This window comes from Allosphingosinicella sp., from assembly GCF_046295735.1.
Classification (GTDB): domain Bacteria; phylum Pseudomonadota; class Alphaproteobacteria; order Sphingomonadales; family Sphingomonadaceae; genus Allosphingosinicella.
Window position 1 is genome coordinate 77,188 of sequence record NZ_JBKBMQ010000007.1, and the last position, 16,231, is coordinate 93,418.

The window sequence follows — 16,231 nt, forward strand, 5'->3', positions numbered from 1 at the left end:
AGATGGAGGCGGTTTCACCCGGTTGCATCAACCTCGCCCGGACGGGTCCATTCCGGCTGGGACCGATCGAGATGCAACCCGCCGTGCGGCAGGTCGTCCGAGGTTCCCGGCACGAAACGCTAGAACCCCGCGCAATGCAGGTTCTCGTTGCCCTGGCGGAGTCTCCCGGCACGATCGTGAGCCATGACGATCTGATCGAGCGATGTTGGGACGGCCGCATTGTCAGCGACAATGCCATCCACCGTGCCATCTCCCGGGTTCGCGAAGTGGTCCGGACGCTTGGCGACGGCGAACTGGCGGTCGAGACGATCAGCAAGGTCGGCTACCGCATCGTGCTGCGGCCGGCGGCCGAAGGTGGCGGAACCGCGGCGCGGCCGAAGCGACACGCCCGCCGGCTGGCACTTGCGGGTGCCGCTTTTCTCCTGTTGGGCGGCGCGCTCCTGGCCTGGGGTTCTCGCCCCGTGGCAGCCAGTGTCACGGTTATTCAGGTCGACGCGCGAGGGACGCAGCCGCTCACCGGCGAGCTGGCGCTCGACATCGAGCGTTTCTTGCGACTTGCGGGGTCGAAGGCCGCATTGGAACTGCGCGAGGGTGACGGGGGGGATTTGCGGATCGTCGTGACGAGCCGCCGCGGCGCGGTGAACGAGGTCGTCGATCTCAGCATGACAGGCCCCTCAGGCGATCTGCTCTGGTCATCAAGCTTGCAGGTACCCGTCGCGAATACCGGCCTGCTGCGCAGCAGGGCTGCTGGCGCCGTCGGCGGAGCGCTCTTCTGCGCGCTCGAGGCGGGACCGCCCAGATCGACGGTAAGCGGCAAGGCTCTGCGTCTGTACATCGCAGGATGCGTGAGGGCGCGAGAGGAGCAGGACGAGATCGCGGCGCGCATGCTGAAGCAGGCGGCTGCCGAAGCCCCCGATCTGGCCGTCGCCTGGGCGCGGCTGGCACAGGTGGAGGCTATGCTCGGCTATGCGCTGGGCGGCCGTGGCAGTTTCAGTGACACTCCGCACAAGCAGGAGCTTCGGGCCGCGGCACGGCAGCATCTCTTGCGGGCCCGCCGCCTCGATCCGGGCATCGGTCTCACTTGGGCGACCGCCGCGCTACTCGTCGATCCCGCGCATTGGGAGAAGGTCCTCGAGTTGCGCCAACGCGGGCTGGCGATCGCTCCCGACTCCGCGCACCTCCATGACGCCATGGCCGTTTCTCTCGCGGCGATTGGCCGCGTGTCGGATGCTGCGGCAAGCGCGCGGCGCGCGGTCGAGCTCGACCCGGTCGCGCCCGAGCACCGCGAGACGCTCATCCGGGCTCTGCTGTCCGCAGGAATTGTGGAGGAGGCGCGACGCGAGCTGGAGTTGGCGGAGGCGATGTCGCCGCGGTCGCCGCAGATAAGAGGCGCGCGCTACGCCTATGACCTACGCTACGGAAATGCCGCCGCGCTGCTGAAGTCGATCGAGCGGGGCGAGGTGGAAGCCTATGGCTCTGCGGAGGCCAACGGACCCAACATGCTGCTGCTGCGGGCGCGGGCCGATCCGACGCCGGCTAACGTCGATGCCTTGCTGGAAAGCACCGGACGCGTGTGGCGCCGCCATCCCTACATGCCGCAGATGCATCTTCCCGCTCTCGGCCAATTCGGGAAGATCGACCAAGCCTTCGCCGTTCTCGAAGACCCTCAGGCTCTCGCGGGGATGCGGACCAGCACCGACATCCTGTTCCGGCCCCCTCTCCGGCCCCTCCGGTCCGACAGACGCTTCTTCACGGTCGCCCAGCGGCTCGGATTGCTCGAATATTGGAGCGCCAATAATCGCTGGCCCGACTTCTGCCAGAGCATCCCACTGGACTGCCGCGCAGAGGCCGATCGCCTGCTCAAAGCGACAGGAGCGTAAGAAGGGGAGGCGCCGCGGGGCGCCTCCCCTTCCCCCTTTTGCCCGTTCGGGCCCCGCAATCGATCAGTTTTCGAGCTGCCGCGTGAGCAGGCGGATGTCGGCGTCGAGTTCGGCGTCCTGGGCGCGCAGCTTCTCGATCTGGCGCACGGCATGAATGACGGTGGTGTGGTCGCGCCCGCCGAAGCGGCGGCCGATTTCCGGCAGCGAACGCGGCGTCAGCTGCTTCGACAGGTACATCGCCACCTGGCGCGGGCGGGCGACCTCGCGGGCGCGGCGCGCGGAGGTCATCTCCGCCTTGCGGATGCGATAATGGTCGGAGACCTTGGACTGGATCTCGTCGATCGAAATGCGGCGCTGGTTGGCGCGCAGGATGTTCGCCAGGACCTCCGTCACGAAATCGAGGTCGATCGGCCGGTTCTGCATCACGGCATAGGCCGCGATGCGGTTGAGCGCGCCTTCGAGCTCGCGGACGTTGGAGCTGATCCGCTTGGCGAGGAACATCTGAACGTCGGTCGGCACCTTCACGTCGGGAAGGCTTTCGAGCTTCTTGACGATGATGTTGAGCCGGAGCTCCAGATCCGCCTGGTTGATGTCGGCGACCAGCCCCCAGCTGAGCCGCGAGAGGATGCGCGGCTCGATCCCGTCCAAGTCCTGCGGCGCCCGGTCCGAGCTGATGACGAGCCGGCGCCCGGCCGAGATGATCTCGTTCATCGTGTGGAAGAATTCTTCCTGGGTCGATTCCTTGCCGGCGATGAACTGGACGTCGTCGATCATCAGCAGATCGGCGCAGCGCAGATCCTGCTTGAAGCGGATGGTCTCGTTGGCGCGCAAGGCGGCGACGAATTCGACCATGAACTTTTCGGCCGACATATAGACGATCTTCGCGCCAGGCCTGCGCTCGCGGAATTCGTGGCCGATGGCGTGGAGAAGGTGCGTCTTGCCGCGGCCGGTGCCGCCGTGGATGAACAGCGGATTGAAGGCGACGTTGTCGGCGCTGGCGAGCGTGCGCGCCGCGTTGAACGCGACTTCGTTCGCCTTGCCGACCACGAAATTCTCGAAACGGTAGCGCGGCTCGAGCTGGGCGGCGAAGGCGCCGTCGTCGACGGCGGCGGGAGCGGGCTCCTCGGGCGCGGCCGGGATCGGGGCGGCGGCGGCGGTGCGCGGCGCCGCAGCGCCGACCCGCACGGCGACATGACGCACGACCGGCAGGGCGCCCCGCCAGGCGAGCTGGAGCCGCTCGGCGAAGTGGGTCTGCACCCAATCGGCCATGAACTGGGACGGAAGCTCAAGCGTCAGCGTGCCGCTTTCCGCTTCGAAGGCGCCGAGGGCGATCGGCCGGAGCCATCCGTCGAAGGTGCGGACGCCGCAATCGCGGCGCAGTCCCGCACGAATCGATTCCCACGCCGCGACGAAGGGATCGGTCCCGTCGGTCGCGTTCGGCAAGGCTCCGCCTGCGGCTGGCGACTGGTCCACGCTGTGGCACCCCCTATCCTCTGCCGCTCTAAACGCGGCGTTTATACGGCGCAAAGATCACCCCCACGGCGAACGCCCCCCGGCGCAGCCGATGAAGAACATCGTTTTGCAAAGTGTCTTCCGGAGCGGAGATTCGCTCCGTCGGAACCTGTTTTTAGGGATCACGGCGTGCGCCGATCAAGGGGAGAAAATTGGCCGGAGGGCAAATAAAGTCGTTGACACGCAAATGCGTGGCTCGCGTCCTCCGGACTTCAAAACGCTAACAATATCAACGGTTTAAAATGTGACAGCCGGGTTACGTTTCAATAACCATCGCGCGAATCGCGGAAATTGCTCGGCTTTTTCCGGGACAGCGGGAATCGACAAAAAACCCGCCGGCCGCGGGCCGACGGGTCGCTGTTCCGGATCGTCCGGAGCGGTTCAGCCGAGCGCGGCGATCCGCTTCGACAGGCGGGAGATCTTCCGCGCCGCCGTGTTCTTGTGGATGACGCCCTTGGTGACGCCGCGCAGCAATTCCGGCTGCACCTTGCGGATCGCGGCCTGCGCCTGATCCTTGTCGCCGGCGGCGATCGCGGCTTCGACCTGCTTGACGTAGGTCCGGATGCGGCTGACGCGCGAGCGGTTGATGTCGGCGCGGCGCGCGTTGCGGCGGATGCGTTTCTTTGCCTGCGGCGTGTTCGCCATCTTCGAATGCCTCGTATCGCTGAAATGAAAAGGGCGCGGCATAGTACCGCACCCGCTCGGGGGCTGCCTCTAGTTGAAGGGGAACCGGAGGTCAACCGTCAGCGCTGGCATTTCGCGCAGAAAAAGGTGGACCGGCCGCCTTCCGCGCGGCGGCGGATCGGGGCGCCGCAGCCGCAGGGCTCGCCTTCGCGGCCATAGACCCGCCACTGGTTCGAGAAATAGCCGAGTTCCCCGTCGGGCCGCGCATAATCGCGGAGGCTGGAGCCGCCAGCCTCGATCGCGGCGGCGAGCACCGTCTTCACCGCCGCGGCAAGCCGGTCGAGCCGGGCGGTGGCGATCTGCCCCCCTGCCCGCCCCGGCGCGATGCCGGCCATGTGGAGCGCCTCGCAGACATATATGTTGCCGAGCCCGGCGACGATCCGCTGATCGAGCAGAAGCGCCTTGATCGGCGCGGTGCGGCCTTCGAGCGCCGCGGCGAGATAGGCGCCGTCGAAACCGTCCCCCAGCGGCTCCGGCCCCATCCGCGCGAACGGCCCCCAGGCCGCGAGTTCCTCGGTCCGCACCAGGTCGAGCGAGCCGAAGCGGCGCGGATCGTTCAGCGCCAGCCGCCGTCCCTCCTCCGTCTCGATCACCACATGGTCGTGATTGCCTAGATCTTCGGGATCGATCCGCCAGCGGCCCGACATGCCGAGATGGAAGACGAGGGTGTCGCCGCGGTCGGTATCGATCAGCCCGTATTTGGCGCGCCGGCCGAGCGCGGCGACCCGCGCCCCGGTGAGCCTCTGACGCAGGTCCGGCGGAAAGGCGCGGCGCAGGTCCGGCCGCCGCAGCTCGATGGCGGCGATCCGTCGCCCCTCCAGCACCGGCGCAAGTCCGCGGACCGTCGTTTCGACTTCGGGCAGTTCGGGCATCCGTTCTTCCTGTTCACACGCCCGTTCCCCCTGCTAGAGGCGGGCGCCATGGACAAGGTCTCTTTCGGTTATGAGGACGTGCCGCCGGAGGAGAAGACCCGGCGGGTGCACGGCGTCTTCTCCAACGTGGCACGGCGCTACGATCTCATGAACGACGTCATGTCGGGCGGCATGCACCGGCTGTGGAAGGCGCATTTCGTGAGCCGGGTGCGGCCGCGCGCCGGCGAGGCGATCCTCGACATGGCCGGCGGGACGGGCGACATCGCCTTCCGCCTCGCCCGTGCCGGCGCCCGCGTGACGGTCGCCGACATCAATCCTGAGATGCTGGCGGTCGGCATCGACCGGGCGCAGGCGCGCGGCATCGACGGGCTCGTCTGGGCGGAGGAGAATGCGGAGACGCTGAGCTTCGGCGACGCATGCTTCGACGCCTATACGATCGCGTTCGGCATCCGGAACGTCACTCATATCGACCAGGCGCTGGCCGAAGCGCACCGGGTGCTGAAACGGGGCGGACGTTTCTTCTGCCTCGAATTCTCGACCACCACCTGGCCCGGCTTTTCCGAAGTCTACGACCGCTACAGCCACGACATCGTGCCGCGGCTCGGGCGGCTCGTCGCGGGGGATGCCGGAAGCTACCGCTATCTGATCGAGTCGATCCGCCGCTTCCCCGACATGCCGGGCTTCGCGCGTATGATCGGCGATGCGGGCTTTGCCCAGGTGAAGGTGGAACCGATCCTGGGCGGCCTCGTCGCCATCCACAGCGGTTGGAAGATCTGATTTGACCCACCCCGCGGTTCATATCTGGCGCCTCCTGAAATGGGGCCGGGTGCTGGCGAAGCACGGCGCCCTGCGCGGGATCGAGCGCGACGTGCTGACGCCGCCGCCGGTGCGACGACTGGCGAAGATCGCCCGTTTGGGCGCCCGGGTTCCCGACAAACCGGCTTATGCCGACGCGTTCCAGGCGATCGGTCCGGCCGCGATCAAGTTCGGCCAGGCGCTCGCCACGCGCCCCGACATCGTCGGACAGGAAGCGGCCGACGACCTCAGCCGCCTTCAGGACGCACTGCCCCCCGCGCCGTTCGATCAGATCCGCGCCGCGATCGAGCAATCGCTGGAACGGCCGCTGGAGCAGATGTTCCGCGAATTCGATCCCGAACCGATCGGTGCCGCCTCGATCGCGCAGGTCCACCGCGCGGTCACCACCGAGGGCCGGCTGGTCGCCGTCAAGGTGCTGCGGCCCAATATCGAGGAGGATTTCGCCCGCGCGCTCGAAACCTATGAATGGGCGGCGGCGCAGGTCGAGAGCATGGGGGGCGAGGCGGCGCGGCTGCGGCCCCGGCTGGTGATCGCGACCTTCCGCCAGTGGACGGCGCGCGAGCTCGACCTGCGTCGCGAGGCGGCGTCCGCGTCGGAGCTGCGCGAGGCGATGATCGCCGAAAGCGGCTTCTACGTGCCCGAAATCGACTGGTCGCGGACCGCGCGGCGGGTGCTGACTCTGGAATGGATCGCCGGGCTGAAACTCACCGACCGGGAGGCGCTGGTCGCCGCCGGGCACGATCTCAAGGCGCTTGCCGCCACGTTGGTGCGCGCTTTCCTGCGCCAGGCGGTGGTGGACGGCTTCTTCCATGCCGATCTTCACCAGGGCAACCTGTTCGCACTGCCCGACGGCCGCCTCGCCGTCATCGATTTCGGCATCATGGGCCGCATCGACCGCAGGGCGCGGATGTGGCTGGCGGAGATCCTCTACGGCCTCATCACCGGCAATTACAGGCGGGTGGCGGAAATCCACTTCGAGGCGCAATATGTGCCGGCTCACCACAATCTCGAGGAGTTCGCGACCGCGCTACGGGCGGTCGGCGAGCCGATCCGCGGTCTGCCGGTCAAGGACATTTCGGTCGGACAGATGCTGGACGGCCTGTTCAAGATCACGCGCGATTTCGACATGCCCACCCAGCCCCACCTGCTTCTGCTCCAGAAGACGATGGTGATGGAGGAAGGCGTGGCGACGGCCCTGGATCCCGACATCAACATGTGGGAGACGGCCGAGCCGTTCCTGCGCGAATGGCTGAGAAGCGAGCTTGGCCCCGAGACGCAGCTCGCCGACCGTCTGGTCGAGGACTTCAGGACCCTGCGCAAGATCCCGGAGCTCATCCGGCGGATCGACTATTACTACCCCCCGCCCGGCGCCGCCCCGCCGGGGCCGCCGCTGCCCGAAGTTCGGCTGGTTCGAAGGGGTGGTTTCTGGCGCTATTTCGCCGTCGGCTTGCTCAGTGCCAGCGCTGGCGCGTCGGCGGTCTTTCTCCTATCTTGATGGGATGACGCGGCAGGAGGTTCTTCGCAGGCTCAACGAGAGCGAGCCGGAGCTTCGAAAGCTCGGGATCGGCAAGCTTTATCTGTTCGGCTCGGCCGCCCGAGGCAAACCGGCCACGAATGACGCCGGCCTGCTTTACGAACCGGGGAGCGTGCTTTTCGGCTTCATGGCGTTGGCGGGCGCTATGATCCGGCTCGAAGAAATCCTCGGCAGCAAGGTGGCCCTTATCGCGCGCGAGCGGCTCGGCGGGTGAACGGATTGCGCATCCTCCTGATCGTCGGCGGCGGGATCGCGGCCTACAAGGCCTGCGAGCTCGTCCGGCTGATCCGCAAGGCGGGCGGGAGCGTCCGCTGCGTGCTGACGAGGAGCGGCGCCGAGTTCGTGACGCCCATGACGCTGGCCGCGCTCAGCGAACAGCCGGTCCACACCTCGCTCTGGGACCTCAAGGACGAGGTCGAGATGGGCCATATCCAGCTCAGCCGCGAGGCGGACCTGGTCGTCGTCTGCCCGGCGACAGCGGACCTGCTGGCGAAGATGGCGGCCGGCATCGCCGACGATCTCGCCACCACCCTGCTCCTTGCGACCGACAAGCCGGTGCTGGCCGCCCCGGCCATGAACGTGCGCATGTGGCAACATGCGGCGACCACCCGCAACGTCGCCCGGCTGCGGGCGGACGGCGTCACCGTGCTGGAACCCGACGAAGGCGACATGGCCTGCGGCGAATATGGCCCGGGACGCCTGCCCGAACCCGAGGCGATCCTCGCGGCGATCCGGCGGCATTTCGCGGGCCGGGGACGCTTGGCCGGCCGCCACGTTCTCGTCACCGCCGGGCCTACCCAAGAGCCGATCGATCCGGTGCGGGTGATCGCCAACCGCTCGTCGGGAAAGCAGGGGTTCGCCATCGCCGACGCGCTGGCGGAACTCGGCGCCCGCGTCACCCTGGTGGCGGGTCCGGTCGCACTGCCGACCCCCTATGGCGCAGAGCGGGTGGATGTCGAAACGGCGCGCGAGATGGAAGCGGCGGTGACCGCGGCGCTGCCCGCCGACGCGGCCGTGCTGGTCGCCGCCGTGGCCGACTGGCGGGTCGAGGCGGCGACCGCCAAGCTCAAGAAGGTCGACGGCCCGCCGACGCTCGACTGGTCGCCCAATCCCGATATCCTGGAACGACTGTCCCGGTCCGACCGCCGCCCCCCACTCGTGGTCGGCTTCGCCGCCGAGACCCACGACGTCGTCGCCGAAGCCGAGGCCAAGCGTCGCCGCAAGGGCTGCGACTGGATCGTCGCCAACGACGTGTCCGGCGACGTGATGGGCGGCGATTCGAACCAGGTCCACCTCGTCACACCCCATGGAGTTGAGGGTTGGGACAAGGCCTCCAAGCGCGATATCGCACAGCGGCTGGCGAGCCGCATCGCCGATGCGCTGGAGGGGCGGGATGAGGGGCACTGACTGGCTGCTGCTGACGCCGCTCGCCCGGTTCGGCGACCTGGGCCTGCTGCTCTTGCGCGGCGTCACCGGCGCCTTCCTGATCTGGCAAAGCCACGACAATGTGTTCAGCGCCGAGCGCATGGACGAATTCGTCAAGTTCCTCGATCAGTTCGGTTTCTTGGCGCCGGAGCTGATGGCGCCGCTGTCGGTCTGGGCCCAGTTCCTGTGCGGCTTCGCCTTCCTGCTCGGCCTCGCCACCCGCTGGGCGGGGCTGGTCACCGCGTTCAACTTCACCGTCGCGGTGTGGATGGTGCATTGGCCGCAGGACTTTCCCGGCTGGTGGCCGGCCCTGATCCTCGTCTTCCTCGGCATCCTGTTTGCAACCGTCGGCGCCGGGCGCTACGCGCTCGACCCATGGCTTGCCGGGCGGAGGAACGATGATCGAGATCAGGCTGAAGCGGCTCGCTAACGGCGAAGGCCTGCCGCTGCCCGCTTATGCGACGGAACATGCCGCCGGCATGGACGTGGTCGCGGCCGAGGACGTGACCCTGCCGCCGGGCGGCCGGCATGCCGTCGCGACCGGCTTCGCCATCGCCATTCCGGAGGGGTTCGAGGTGCAGGTGCGGCCCCGTTCCGGCCTCGCTCTGAAGCACGGCATCACCTGCCTCAACACCCCCGGCACGATCGACGCCGATTATCGCGGCGAAGTGAAGGTGATCCTCGCCAATCTCGGTAGCGAACCGTTCGAGGTGAAGCGCGGCGAGCGGATCGCGCAGCTCGTGCCCGCGGCGGTGACGCAGGCGCGCTTTGCCGAAGTGGACGATCTCGACGCCACCGCTCGCGGCGAAGGGGGCTTCGGCTCGACCGGGCGGTGAACCTCAGCGACGAACAGCTCGACCGCTACGCCCGGCACATCGTGCTTCGGGAAATCGGCGGCGAGGGCCAGATGAAGCTGCTCGCCGCCACGGTGGCGGTGATCGGAACGGGCGGCATCGGATCACCCGTCATCCAGTATCTCGCCGCGGCCGGCATCGGGCGGCTGCGGGTGATCGACGACGATCATGTGAGCCTGGACAACCTTCAGCGCCAGACCTTGTTCGGAACCGCCGACGTGGGGCGGCCGAAGGTCGAAGCGGCGGCGGATGCGGCGGCGCGGCTCAACGCGGACGCCCGGTTCGAAGGCGTTCGCGCGCGGATCGCGGCCGGCAATGCGGCGGCGCTGATCGGCGCCGCCGACGTCATTGTCGACGGCAGCGACAATTTCGCGACCAGGCTTGCCGTTTCCGACCACGCCACCGCCGCCCGCATCCCGCTCGTCTCGGCGGCGATCGGACGCTTCCAGGTGCAGGTCGGGACGTTCCGCGGCTGGGAGGAGGACCTGCCCTGCTACCGCTGCTTCGTGGGCGACGCCTTCGATGCCGAGGATTGCGACACCTGCGCCGAACTCGGCGTGCTCGGGGCGATGGCGGGGATCGCCGGCAGCTGGGCCGCGCTCGAGGCGATCCGGGCCATTGCCGGCTTCGGCGCCGCGCCGAACGGCAAGCTCCACATCTTCGACGGGCTGAAGCCGGCGATGAAGACCATCCGGATCGTCAAGGATCCCGCCTGCAGCGCCTGCGGGAACGGTCAGGCGCCCAGATAGCGCGCCGCCTGTTCGAGGAACGCGACCGTCTCGCGCGGCTGCGCGTACCAGGACAAAGCGAGACCCGCGGCGGCGCCGACGGGCAGGAACTTCCAACTGAACAGCCGGCTGAGCAGCGACGGCCCGCGCGGTCGCGCAATCCGGTCCGGGCGCCGCGCCGGCTCTTGTGTCGGGGCCGGAGCCCGCAGCACCAGCTCTTCGGCGGGCAGGCGGAGAATGGCGGCTTTCTCCGCCGCGAATTCGTCGGACGAGAGCGCGCCCTGCTCATGGAGCCGGGACAAGCGCTCGAGCGCCGTCAGCCGGTCATGGACCAGATGATAATCGAGCGTCGCCGGTGCCGGCGCCGGCGCCGGCTCCGCCGCAACTTCGGGCGGCGCAGGAGCCGCCGGGGCGGGCGGCGGCTCGCCCGCTCCCACCAGCCGCAGGCGCGGCCCTTCGGCGTGCGGCGCATCGCCGCGTTCATGTCCTCGGCTGATCTGGAGACGACCGGTCGGCATGGACATGGTCATAGTTCGGGCCGGGTAAAGGGGGCGGGAATGCGCGTGGTGAACGGCCGGTCAACCATGACCGGCACGTCCTTTCGCCACCGCCTACTTCTTCTTCGGAGCCGCCTTTTTCGCGGTCGCGACCTTGCCGGCCGCGGCCGCCTTCTTGGGGGCGGCGGCTGCCTTCCTAGGGGCGGCAGCCTTCTTACGGCCCTTCTTCGCGGGCGGCCCCTTGGCGGCGCGCTCGTCGATCAGCTGGGCCGCTTCCTCCAGCGTCAGCTGGTCCGGCGCGAGGCTCTTGGGCAGGGTCGCGTTGGTCGTGCCGTCGGTCACATAGGGACCGAAGCGCCCTTCCATCAGCTTGATCTCCGCCTCGGTGCGAGGATGCGGTCCCAGCACCTTCAGCGGCTCGCGCGCGCCCCGACCGCGTCCGCCGCCCGCCGCCGCTTCGGCCAGCTTCACGACCGCCGCGTTCATCCCGGTCTCGAACACATCGGCCGTCCCGCCGAGCTTCGCATATTTGCCGTCATGCGCGAGATAGGGACCATAACGCCCGATCGACGCTGTGATCGGCTTGCCGGTCTCGGGATGGTCGCCGATGGTGCGCGGCAGCGACAGCAGCCGCACCGCCATGTCGAGATCGAGTTCCGGGACGTCCTTCGGGATCGACGCCCGCTTCGCCTCCTTGCCCGCGCCCATTTCAATATAAGGTCCGAAGCGCCCGGTCTTGCGGACCACGTCCAGGCCCGTCTCCGGATGCTGGCCCAGCACCTCCGGCCCCTCGCCGGCCGCGGCGTCGTCGCCGCCTTGGCCGAAGCGGCGGGTGAACTTGCAATCGGGATAGTTCGAGCAGGCGACGAAGGCGCCGAACCGACCGCCCCGGAGCGCCAGCCGCCCCTCGCCGCAGGCCGGGCAGAGCCGCGCGTCCGATCCGTCGCCCTTGTCCGGAAACAGCCAGGGAGCGAGGAAATCGTCCAGAGCGGCGGTGATCTCGGAGGGCTTCTGCTCCATGATCTCGGCCGTCTTCGGCTTGAAGTCGCGCCAGAAAGCGTCGAGCACCGCCTGCCAGTCGGCCCGGCCGCCCGAAATGTCGTCGAGTTCGTCCTCGAGATGGGCGGTGAAATCGAACGAGACATAGCGTTCGAAGAACCGCTCCAGGAAGGCGGTCAGCAGCCGCCCGCTCTCTTCCGGAATGAAGCGGTTCTTCTCCAGCCGCACATATTCCCGATCCTTCAGCGTCTGGAGCGTCGCGGCATAGGTGGAGGGCCGCCCGATGCCGAGCTCCTCCATCTTCTTGACAAGGCTCGCTTCCGAATAACGCGGCGGCGGCTGCGTGAAATGCTGCTCGGCCTCGACGCGGCGCTTTACCGGCGCGTCGCCCTCGCGGAGCCGCGGCAGCCGGCGGCCGTCCTCGTCCTCGGCGTCGTCGCGCCCTTCCTCGTAGAGCGCGAGGAAGCCGGGGAAGAGCACCACCTGGCCGGTTGCGCGAAGCGCCGTCTGGCCGGTGCCGTCGACCAGTTCCACGCTGGTCCGCTCGAGCCGCGCCGAGGACATCTGGCTGGCGAGCGCACGCTTCCAGATGAGATCGTAGAGGCGGGCATGGTCGTCCGAACCGGCGCGCTCCCGCGAGAAGTCGGTGGGGCGGATCGCCTCGTGCGCTTCTTGGGCGTTCTTCGCCTTGGACGTGTAATGGCGCGGCTTTTCAGGCACATAACCGGCGTCGTAGCGCGCCACCACAGCGCGGCGCGCGCCGGAGATCGCCTCGGGCGCCATGTCGACGCCGTCGGTCCGCATATAGGTGATCGCCCCGTCTTCGTAGAGCCCCTGGGCGACCCGCATCGTGTGGCTGGCGGAGAAGCCGAGCTTGCGCGCCGCCTCCTGCTGCAGGGTGGAGGTGGTGAAGGGCGGCGGCGGGTTGCGCGTGAGCGGCTTGGTTTCCACCGAATGGACGGTGAAGCGGCCTTCCTCCACCGCCCGCTTGGCCGCCTCGGCGGTCCCCCGGTCCCCGATCGACAGCCGGTCGATCTTCTCGCCCTTGAAGCGGACAAGGCGGGCGAGGAACTCGGTCCCGTCCGCTTCCATCGTCGCCGCGACGGACCAATATTCCTGCGCCTTGAACAGCTCGATCTCGCGCTCGCGATCGACGATCAGGCGCAATGCGACCGATTGGACGCGGCCCGCCGACTTGGCGCCGGGGAGCTTGCGCCACAGCACGGGCGAGAGCGTGAAGCCGACCAGATAATCGAGCGCGCGGCGGGCGCGATAGGCGTCGATCAAATCCTCGTCCAGGCCGCGCGGGCGCTGCATCGCTTCGGTCACCGCCGCCTTCGTGATCGCGTTGAAGGTGACGCGTTCGACGGACTTGGGAAGGGCGCGCCGCTTGCTCAGCACTTCCTGCACGTGCCAGCTGATCGCCTCGCCCTCGCGGTCGGGGTCGGTGGCGAGGATCAGGGCGTCCGCCTTCTTGGCCTCGTCGGTGATCGCCTTCAGCTGCCGCGCCTTGTCGGCATAGGTCTCCCACTGCATCTCAAAGCCGGCATCGGGATCGACCGATCCGTCCTTGGGCGGCAGATCGCGGACATGGCCGTAGGAGGCGAGCACGCGATAATCGCCGCCCAGATATTTTTCGATGGTCTTGGCCTTGGCCGGCGACTCGACGACGACGAGCTTCATAGGTTCGGATGTTCCTTCACGCGTATACGCGCATAGGGTGGTGAGCGGTCCCCGGCTAGGTCAAGCGGGGTCTGCATCGCCGGGCTCAGCCGGTCAGACTGACTTTCCCGCCGGCGTGACGATCGAGGCGGCCGGCGAGTTCGAGCTCCAGGAGGACGGTCTGCACGACGGCCGGGACGAGGCCGGACTGGCGGATGAGTTCATCGACCGGCACCGCGGTCGGCCCAAGCAGCTCCAGGACGGTGCGGCGATCGGCCTCCTCCGCGTCGGCGGAAGCGGCTTCGGCGTGGAAGCGGCGGGTCGGCTGGGCGAGCGGCTTCAGATGGAAGGGCCGGATCGCCTCCAGCACATCCTCCGCCGTCTGGATGAGCGTCGCCCCTTCCCGGATCAGCTGGTTGCAGCCCTGGGCGCGCGGATCGAGCGGGGAGCCTGGCACCGCCATCACGTCCCGGCCCATCTCCGCGGCGTAGCGGGCGGTGATCAGCGAGCCGGAGCGGGGCGCCGCCTCCACCACGACCGTGCCGTGCGAAAGGCCGGCGATGATGCGGTTGCGATAGGGAAAGTGGCGGGCGCGCGGCTCCGTCCCCGGCGGCTGTTCGGCGACCAGCAGCCCGCGTTCGGCGATAGCCCGCTGCCGCTCCTCATTCTCCGGGGGATAGTAGATGTCGATGCCGCCCGCGATGACGGCGATCGTCCCCGTGTCGATCGATCCGTCGTGCGCCGCCGTGTCGATACCGCGCGCAAGACCCGAGACGACGACCGCGCCCGCCTCGCCGATACCGTGGGCGAGCAAGCGGGCGAAACGACATGCGGCAGCCGATGCGTTCCGGGCGCCGACCATGGCGATCGCCGGCCGGTCGAGCAGCCCGAGATCGCCCTTGACGATAAGCGCGGGCGGCGCCGTCTCGAGCTCCGCCAGCAGCGGCGGATACAGACCCTGGCCGAGGAACAGATAGCGGGCGCCGAGCCGCTCAACCGCCTCCATTTCCCGCTCGACGAGGGCGCGGGGCACCAGCCGGGGCGCCCGGCCGCCGCCACGTGCGGCGAGATCGGGGATGGCCGCGATGGCGGCGTCCGCCGATCCGAAGCGGGCGAGCAGCTGGAAATAGGTGACCGGCCCGATATTGTCCGACCGGATGAGGCGCAGGCGGGCGATGCGGTCGGCCGGCCCTTCCGCCACCGAAGTCAGCCCGCCCGGCCGACGCGCGGCTCCGTCCCGGCCAGCAGCCGCTCGATATTGGCGCGGTGCTTCCAGAAGACGAGCAGGGCGAAGACGAAGTAGAGAAGCGCGAGGTCGAATCGTCCCACCGCGGCGGCGGCGACCGGCGCAGCGACGGCCGCGGACATGCCGGCCACCGAGGAATAGCGGCTGCCCGCCAGCACGATCAGCCACACAACCGCGGCGATCGCGGCGCATGGCCAGTAGAGCGCGCCCATCACGCCGAGAAAGGTGGCCACCCCCTTCCCGCCCCTGAAGCCGAGCCAGACGGGGTAGAGATGGCCGATGAAGGCGGCGAGCGCCGCGATCTGGGCGAACAGCTCTTCGCCGGGGAACAGGACACGCAGCAGCAGGACCGCGGCCACGCCCTTCAGCGCATCGAGCAGCAAGGTGGCGGCCGCCAGCGCCTTGTTGCCGGTCCGCAGCACGTTGGTGGCGCCGATATTGCCGGACCCGATGCGGCGCACGTCACCCAGCCCCGCCATGCGGGTGAGCAGCAGCCCGAACGGGATCGAGCCCAGCAGATAGCCCACCGACAGGGCGGCCAGCGGCCCGGCGATCGTTTCGAATTCCACGTGCGCTTACATCCCCCAGGAGCCGGTGAAACTAACCTAGTCCCTGCCGGGGGCGCAACAATGTCGATCAAGGCCGGCGCCGCCGGACTTGCGGCGTCGCGCCTCCGCGCTAAAGCGGCGCCATGAAGCGCCCCCGTCCCCTCCTCGTCTTCGATTCCGGGGTGGGCGGACTGTCCGTTCTGCGGCCGATCCGGGCGCTGCTTCCGAACGCGCCGATCGTCTATGCCGCCGACAGCGCCGGCTATCCCTACGGCACCAAGAGCGCGTCCGAGATCGCCGCGCGCGTTCCCGCCTTGCTGGGCAGGCTCGCGGAACGGTTCGATCCGGAACTCATCGTCATCGCCTGCAACACCGCCTCGACCATCGCGCTCGATGCCGTCCGCGCGGCGCTCGACCTTCCGATCGTCGGCACCGTGCCCGCCATCAAGCCCGCCGCCGCCTTGTCCGTGACGCGTGCCATCGGCGTGCTCGGAACGCCGGCGACGGTCGTTCAGCCCTATGTCGATCGGCTGGCGGCGGAATTCGCGGGCGATTGCCGGATCCTGCGGCACGGCTCGGCCGACCTGGTCGACCTCGCCGAGGCCAAGCTTCGCGGCGAGGCGACCGATCCGGCCGCCTATCGGGCGATCCTCGACGATCTGCTCGGCCAGCCGGGCGGGGAGGAGGTCGACACGGTGGTGCTGGCCTGCACCCACTTCCCGCTGGTGGAGGAAGAGCTGGCCGCCGCGGCGCCGCAGGAGCTCCGTTTCGTCGACGGCAAGGAGGGGATCGCCCGGCGCACCGCCTGGCTCCTCCGCGACACCGCGTGGCCCGAATTCCCGGGAGAAGGCACCGCATTGTTTACCGGCAAAAGCTCCGATATAGGCGCGTACCGCGCGGGGCTGGCGGCGTTCGGCCTGACGCGGCTCGAACGCTTCTGAGCATAGGGGCTTGCCCTTATTGCGATGCGTTCG

16 protein-coding genes are annotated in these 16,231 nt (G+C 68.8%); 9 read left to right on the top strand and 7 right to left on the bottom strand.

The window, feature by feature from the left end:
- Positions 1–71 precede the first annotated feature (71 nt).
- A complete protein-coding gene (locus ACK4K7_RS08070; protein ID WP_431865230.1) occupies positions 72–1,880 on the top strand; it encodes a winged helix-turn-helix domain-containing protein in 1,809 nt (602 codons plus the stop codon).
- A 63-nt stretch (positions 1,881–1,943) separates the two neighbouring features.
- Here ACK4K7_RS08070 and dnaA read toward each other — a convergent pair whose 3' ends face one another.
- From dnaA to mutM, 3 genes are all read right to left on the bottom strand, one after another.
- A complete protein-coding gene (dnaA, locus tag ACK4K7_RS08075) occupies positions 1,944–3,323 on the bottom strand; it encodes a chromosomal replication initiator protein DnaA (RefSeq protein ID WP_431865025.1) in 1,380 nt (459 codons plus the stop codon).
- 450 nt (positions 3,324–3,773) lie between these two features.
- On the bottom strand, positions 3,774–4,037 hold the full coding sequence (gene rpsT / locus ACK4K7_RS08080) for a 30S ribosomal protein S20 (RefSeq protein WP_431865027.1): 264 nt from the start codon (positions 4,035–4,037) through the stop codon (positions 3,774–3,776).
- A 98-nt stretch (positions 4,038–4,135) separates the two neighbouring features.
- Positions 4,136–4,948, bottom strand: coding sequence for a bifunctional DNA-formamidopyrimidine glycosylase/DNA-(apurinic or apyrimidinic site) lyase (gene mutM / locus ACK4K7_RS08085; protein WP_431865029.1), 813 nt, complete (start codon positions 4,946–4,948; stop codon positions 4,136–4,138).
- Positions 4,949–4,996: 48 nt separating this feature from the next.
- On the opposite strand from mutM, the gene ACK4K7_RS08090 reads away from it, so the two are divergent.
- From ACK4K7_RS08090 to ACK4K7_RS08120, 7 genes are read left to right on the top strand one after another with little or no spacing between them, the layout of a single operon-like run.
- The gene (locus ACK4K7_RS08090) at positions 4,997–5,725 is read left to right on the top strand and encodes a class I SAM-dependent methyltransferase (RefSeq protein ID WP_431865031.1); all 729 of its coding nucleotides are present in this window, start codon (positions 4,997–4,999) and stop codon (positions 5,723–5,725) included.
- 1 nt (position 5,726) lies between these two features.
- The gene (gene ubiB, locus ACK4K7_RS08095) at positions 5,727–7,259 is read left to right on the top strand and encodes a 2-polyprenylphenol 6-hydroxylase (RefSeq protein WP_431865033.1); all 1,533 of its coding nucleotides are present in this window, start codon (positions 5,727–5,729) and stop codon (positions 7,257–7,259) included.
- Positions 7,260–7,263: 4 nt separating this feature from the next.
- Complete coding sequence (locus tag ACK4K7_RS08100) at positions 7,264–7,512, top strand: nucleotidyltransferase family protein (RefSeq protein ID WP_431865034.1); 249 nt, start codon at positions 7,264–7,266, stop codon at positions 7,510–7,512.
- The gene (gene coaBC, locus ACK4K7_RS08105) at positions 7,509–8,705 is read left to right on the top strand and encodes a bifunctional phosphopantothenoylcysteine decarboxylase/phosphopantothenate--cysteine ligase CoaBC (RefSeq protein ID WP_431865036.1); all 1,197 of its coding nucleotides are present in this window, start codon (positions 7,509–7,511) and stop codon (positions 8,703–8,705) included. Before ACK4K7_RS08100 ends, coaBC begins: the two co-directional genes overlap by 4 nt.
- Positions 8,692–9,153, top strand: coding sequence for a DoxX family protein (locus tag ACK4K7_RS08110; RefSeq protein ID WP_431865038.1), 462 nt, complete (start codon positions 8,692–8,694; stop codon positions 9,151–9,153). The genes coaBC and ACK4K7_RS08110 overlap by 14 nt, the downstream gene beginning before the upstream one ends.
- Positions 9,122–9,559 carry a dUTP diphosphatase gene (dut, locus tag ACK4K7_RS08115; RefSeq protein ID WP_431865040.1) on the top strand — a complete coding sequence of 146 codons (438 nt, stop codon included), beginning with the start codon at positions 9,122–9,124 and terminating at the stop codon, positions 9,557–9,559. Before ACK4K7_RS08110 ends, dut begins: the two co-directional genes overlap by 32 nt.
- On the top strand, positions 9,556–10,326 hold the full coding sequence (locus ACK4K7_RS08120) for a HesA/MoeB/ThiF family protein (RefSeq protein WP_431865041.1): 771 nt from the start codon (positions 9,556–9,558) through the stop codon (positions 10,324–10,326). The genes dut and ACK4K7_RS08120 overlap by 4 nt, the downstream gene beginning before the upstream one ends.
- Here ACK4K7_RS08120 and ACK4K7_RS08125 read toward each other — a convergent pair.
- The 4 genes from ACK4K7_RS08125 to plsY form a co-directional block, all read right to left on the bottom strand.
- Complete coding sequence (locus ACK4K7_RS08125; protein WP_431865043.1) at positions 10,311–10,835, bottom strand: hypothetical protein; 525 nt, start codon at positions 10,833–10,835, stop codon at positions 10,311–10,313. The genes ACK4K7_RS08120 and ACK4K7_RS08125 overlap by 16 nt on opposite strands.
- Positions 10,836–10,916: 81 nt before the next feature.
- Positions 10,917–13,484 carry a type I DNA topoisomerase gene (gene topA, locus ACK4K7_RS08130; protein WP_431865044.1) on the bottom strand — a complete coding sequence of 856 codons (2,568 nt, stop codon included), beginning with the start codon at positions 13,482–13,484 and terminating at the stop codon, positions 10,917–10,919.
- Positions 13,485–13,569: 85 nt separating this feature from the next.
- Complete coding sequence (dprA, locus tag ACK4K7_RS08135; protein ID WP_431865045.1) at positions 13,570–14,664, bottom strand: DNA-processing protein DprA; 1,095 nt, start codon at positions 14,662–14,664, stop codon at positions 13,570–13,572.
- 5 nt (positions 14,665–14,669) lie between these two features.
- Positions 14,670–15,278, bottom strand: coding sequence for a glycerol-3-phosphate 1-O-acyltransferase PlsY (gene plsY, locus ACK4K7_RS08140; RefSeq protein WP_431865047.1), 609 nt, complete (start codon positions 15,276–15,278; stop codon positions 14,670–14,672).
- A 122-nt stretch (positions 15,279–15,400) separates the two neighbouring features.
- Between plsY and murI the strand changes: the two genes are divergently transcribed.
- Positions 15,401–16,198, top strand: a complete 798-nt coding sequence (murI, locus tag ACK4K7_RS08145) for a glutamate racemase (protein ID WP_431865049.1) — start codon at positions 15,401–15,403, stop codon at positions 16,196–16,198.
- Positions 16,199–16,231: the final 33 nt, after the last annotated feature.

Coding starts and splice junctions, on each gene's coding strand:
- ACK4K7_RS08070 (WP_431865230.1), top strand. CDS start 72: ATGCAACCCGCCGTGCGGCAGGTCGTCCGAGGTTCCCGGCACGAAACG.
- rpsT (WP_431865027.1), bottom strand. CDS start 4,037: ATGGCGAACACGCCGCAGGCAAAGAAACGCATCCGCCGCAACGCGCGC.
- mutM (WP_431865029.1), bottom strand. CDS start 4,948: ATGCCCGAACTGCCCGAAGTCGAAACGACGGTCCGCGGACTTGCGCCG.
- ACK4K7_RS08090 (WP_431865031.1), top strand. CDS start 4,997: ATGGACAAGGTCTCTTTCGGTTATGAGGACGTGCCGCCGGAGGAGAAG.
- ACK4K7_RS08100 (WP_431865034.1), top strand. CDS start 7,264: ATGACGCGGCAGGAGGTTCTTCGCAGGCTCAACGAGAGCGAGCCGGAG.
- ACK4K7_RS08110 (WP_431865038.1), top strand. CDS start 8,692: ATGAGGGGCACTGACTGGCTGCTGCTGACGCCGCTCGCCCGGTTCGGC.
- dut (WP_431865040.1), top strand. CDS start 9,122: ATGATCGAGATCAGGCTGAAGCGGCTCGCTAACGGCGAAGGCCTGCCG.
- ACK4K7_RS08125 (WP_431865043.1), bottom strand. CDS start 10,835: ATGACCATGTCCATGCCGACCGGTCGTCTCCAGATCAGCCGAGGACAT.
- topA (WP_431865044.1), bottom strand. CDS start 13,484: ATGAAGCTCGTCGTCGTCGAGTCGCCGGCCAAGGCCAAGACCATCGAA.
- murI (WP_431865049.1), top strand. CDS start 15,401: ATGAAGCGCCCCCGTCCCCTCCTCGTCTTCGATTCCGGGGTGGGCGGA.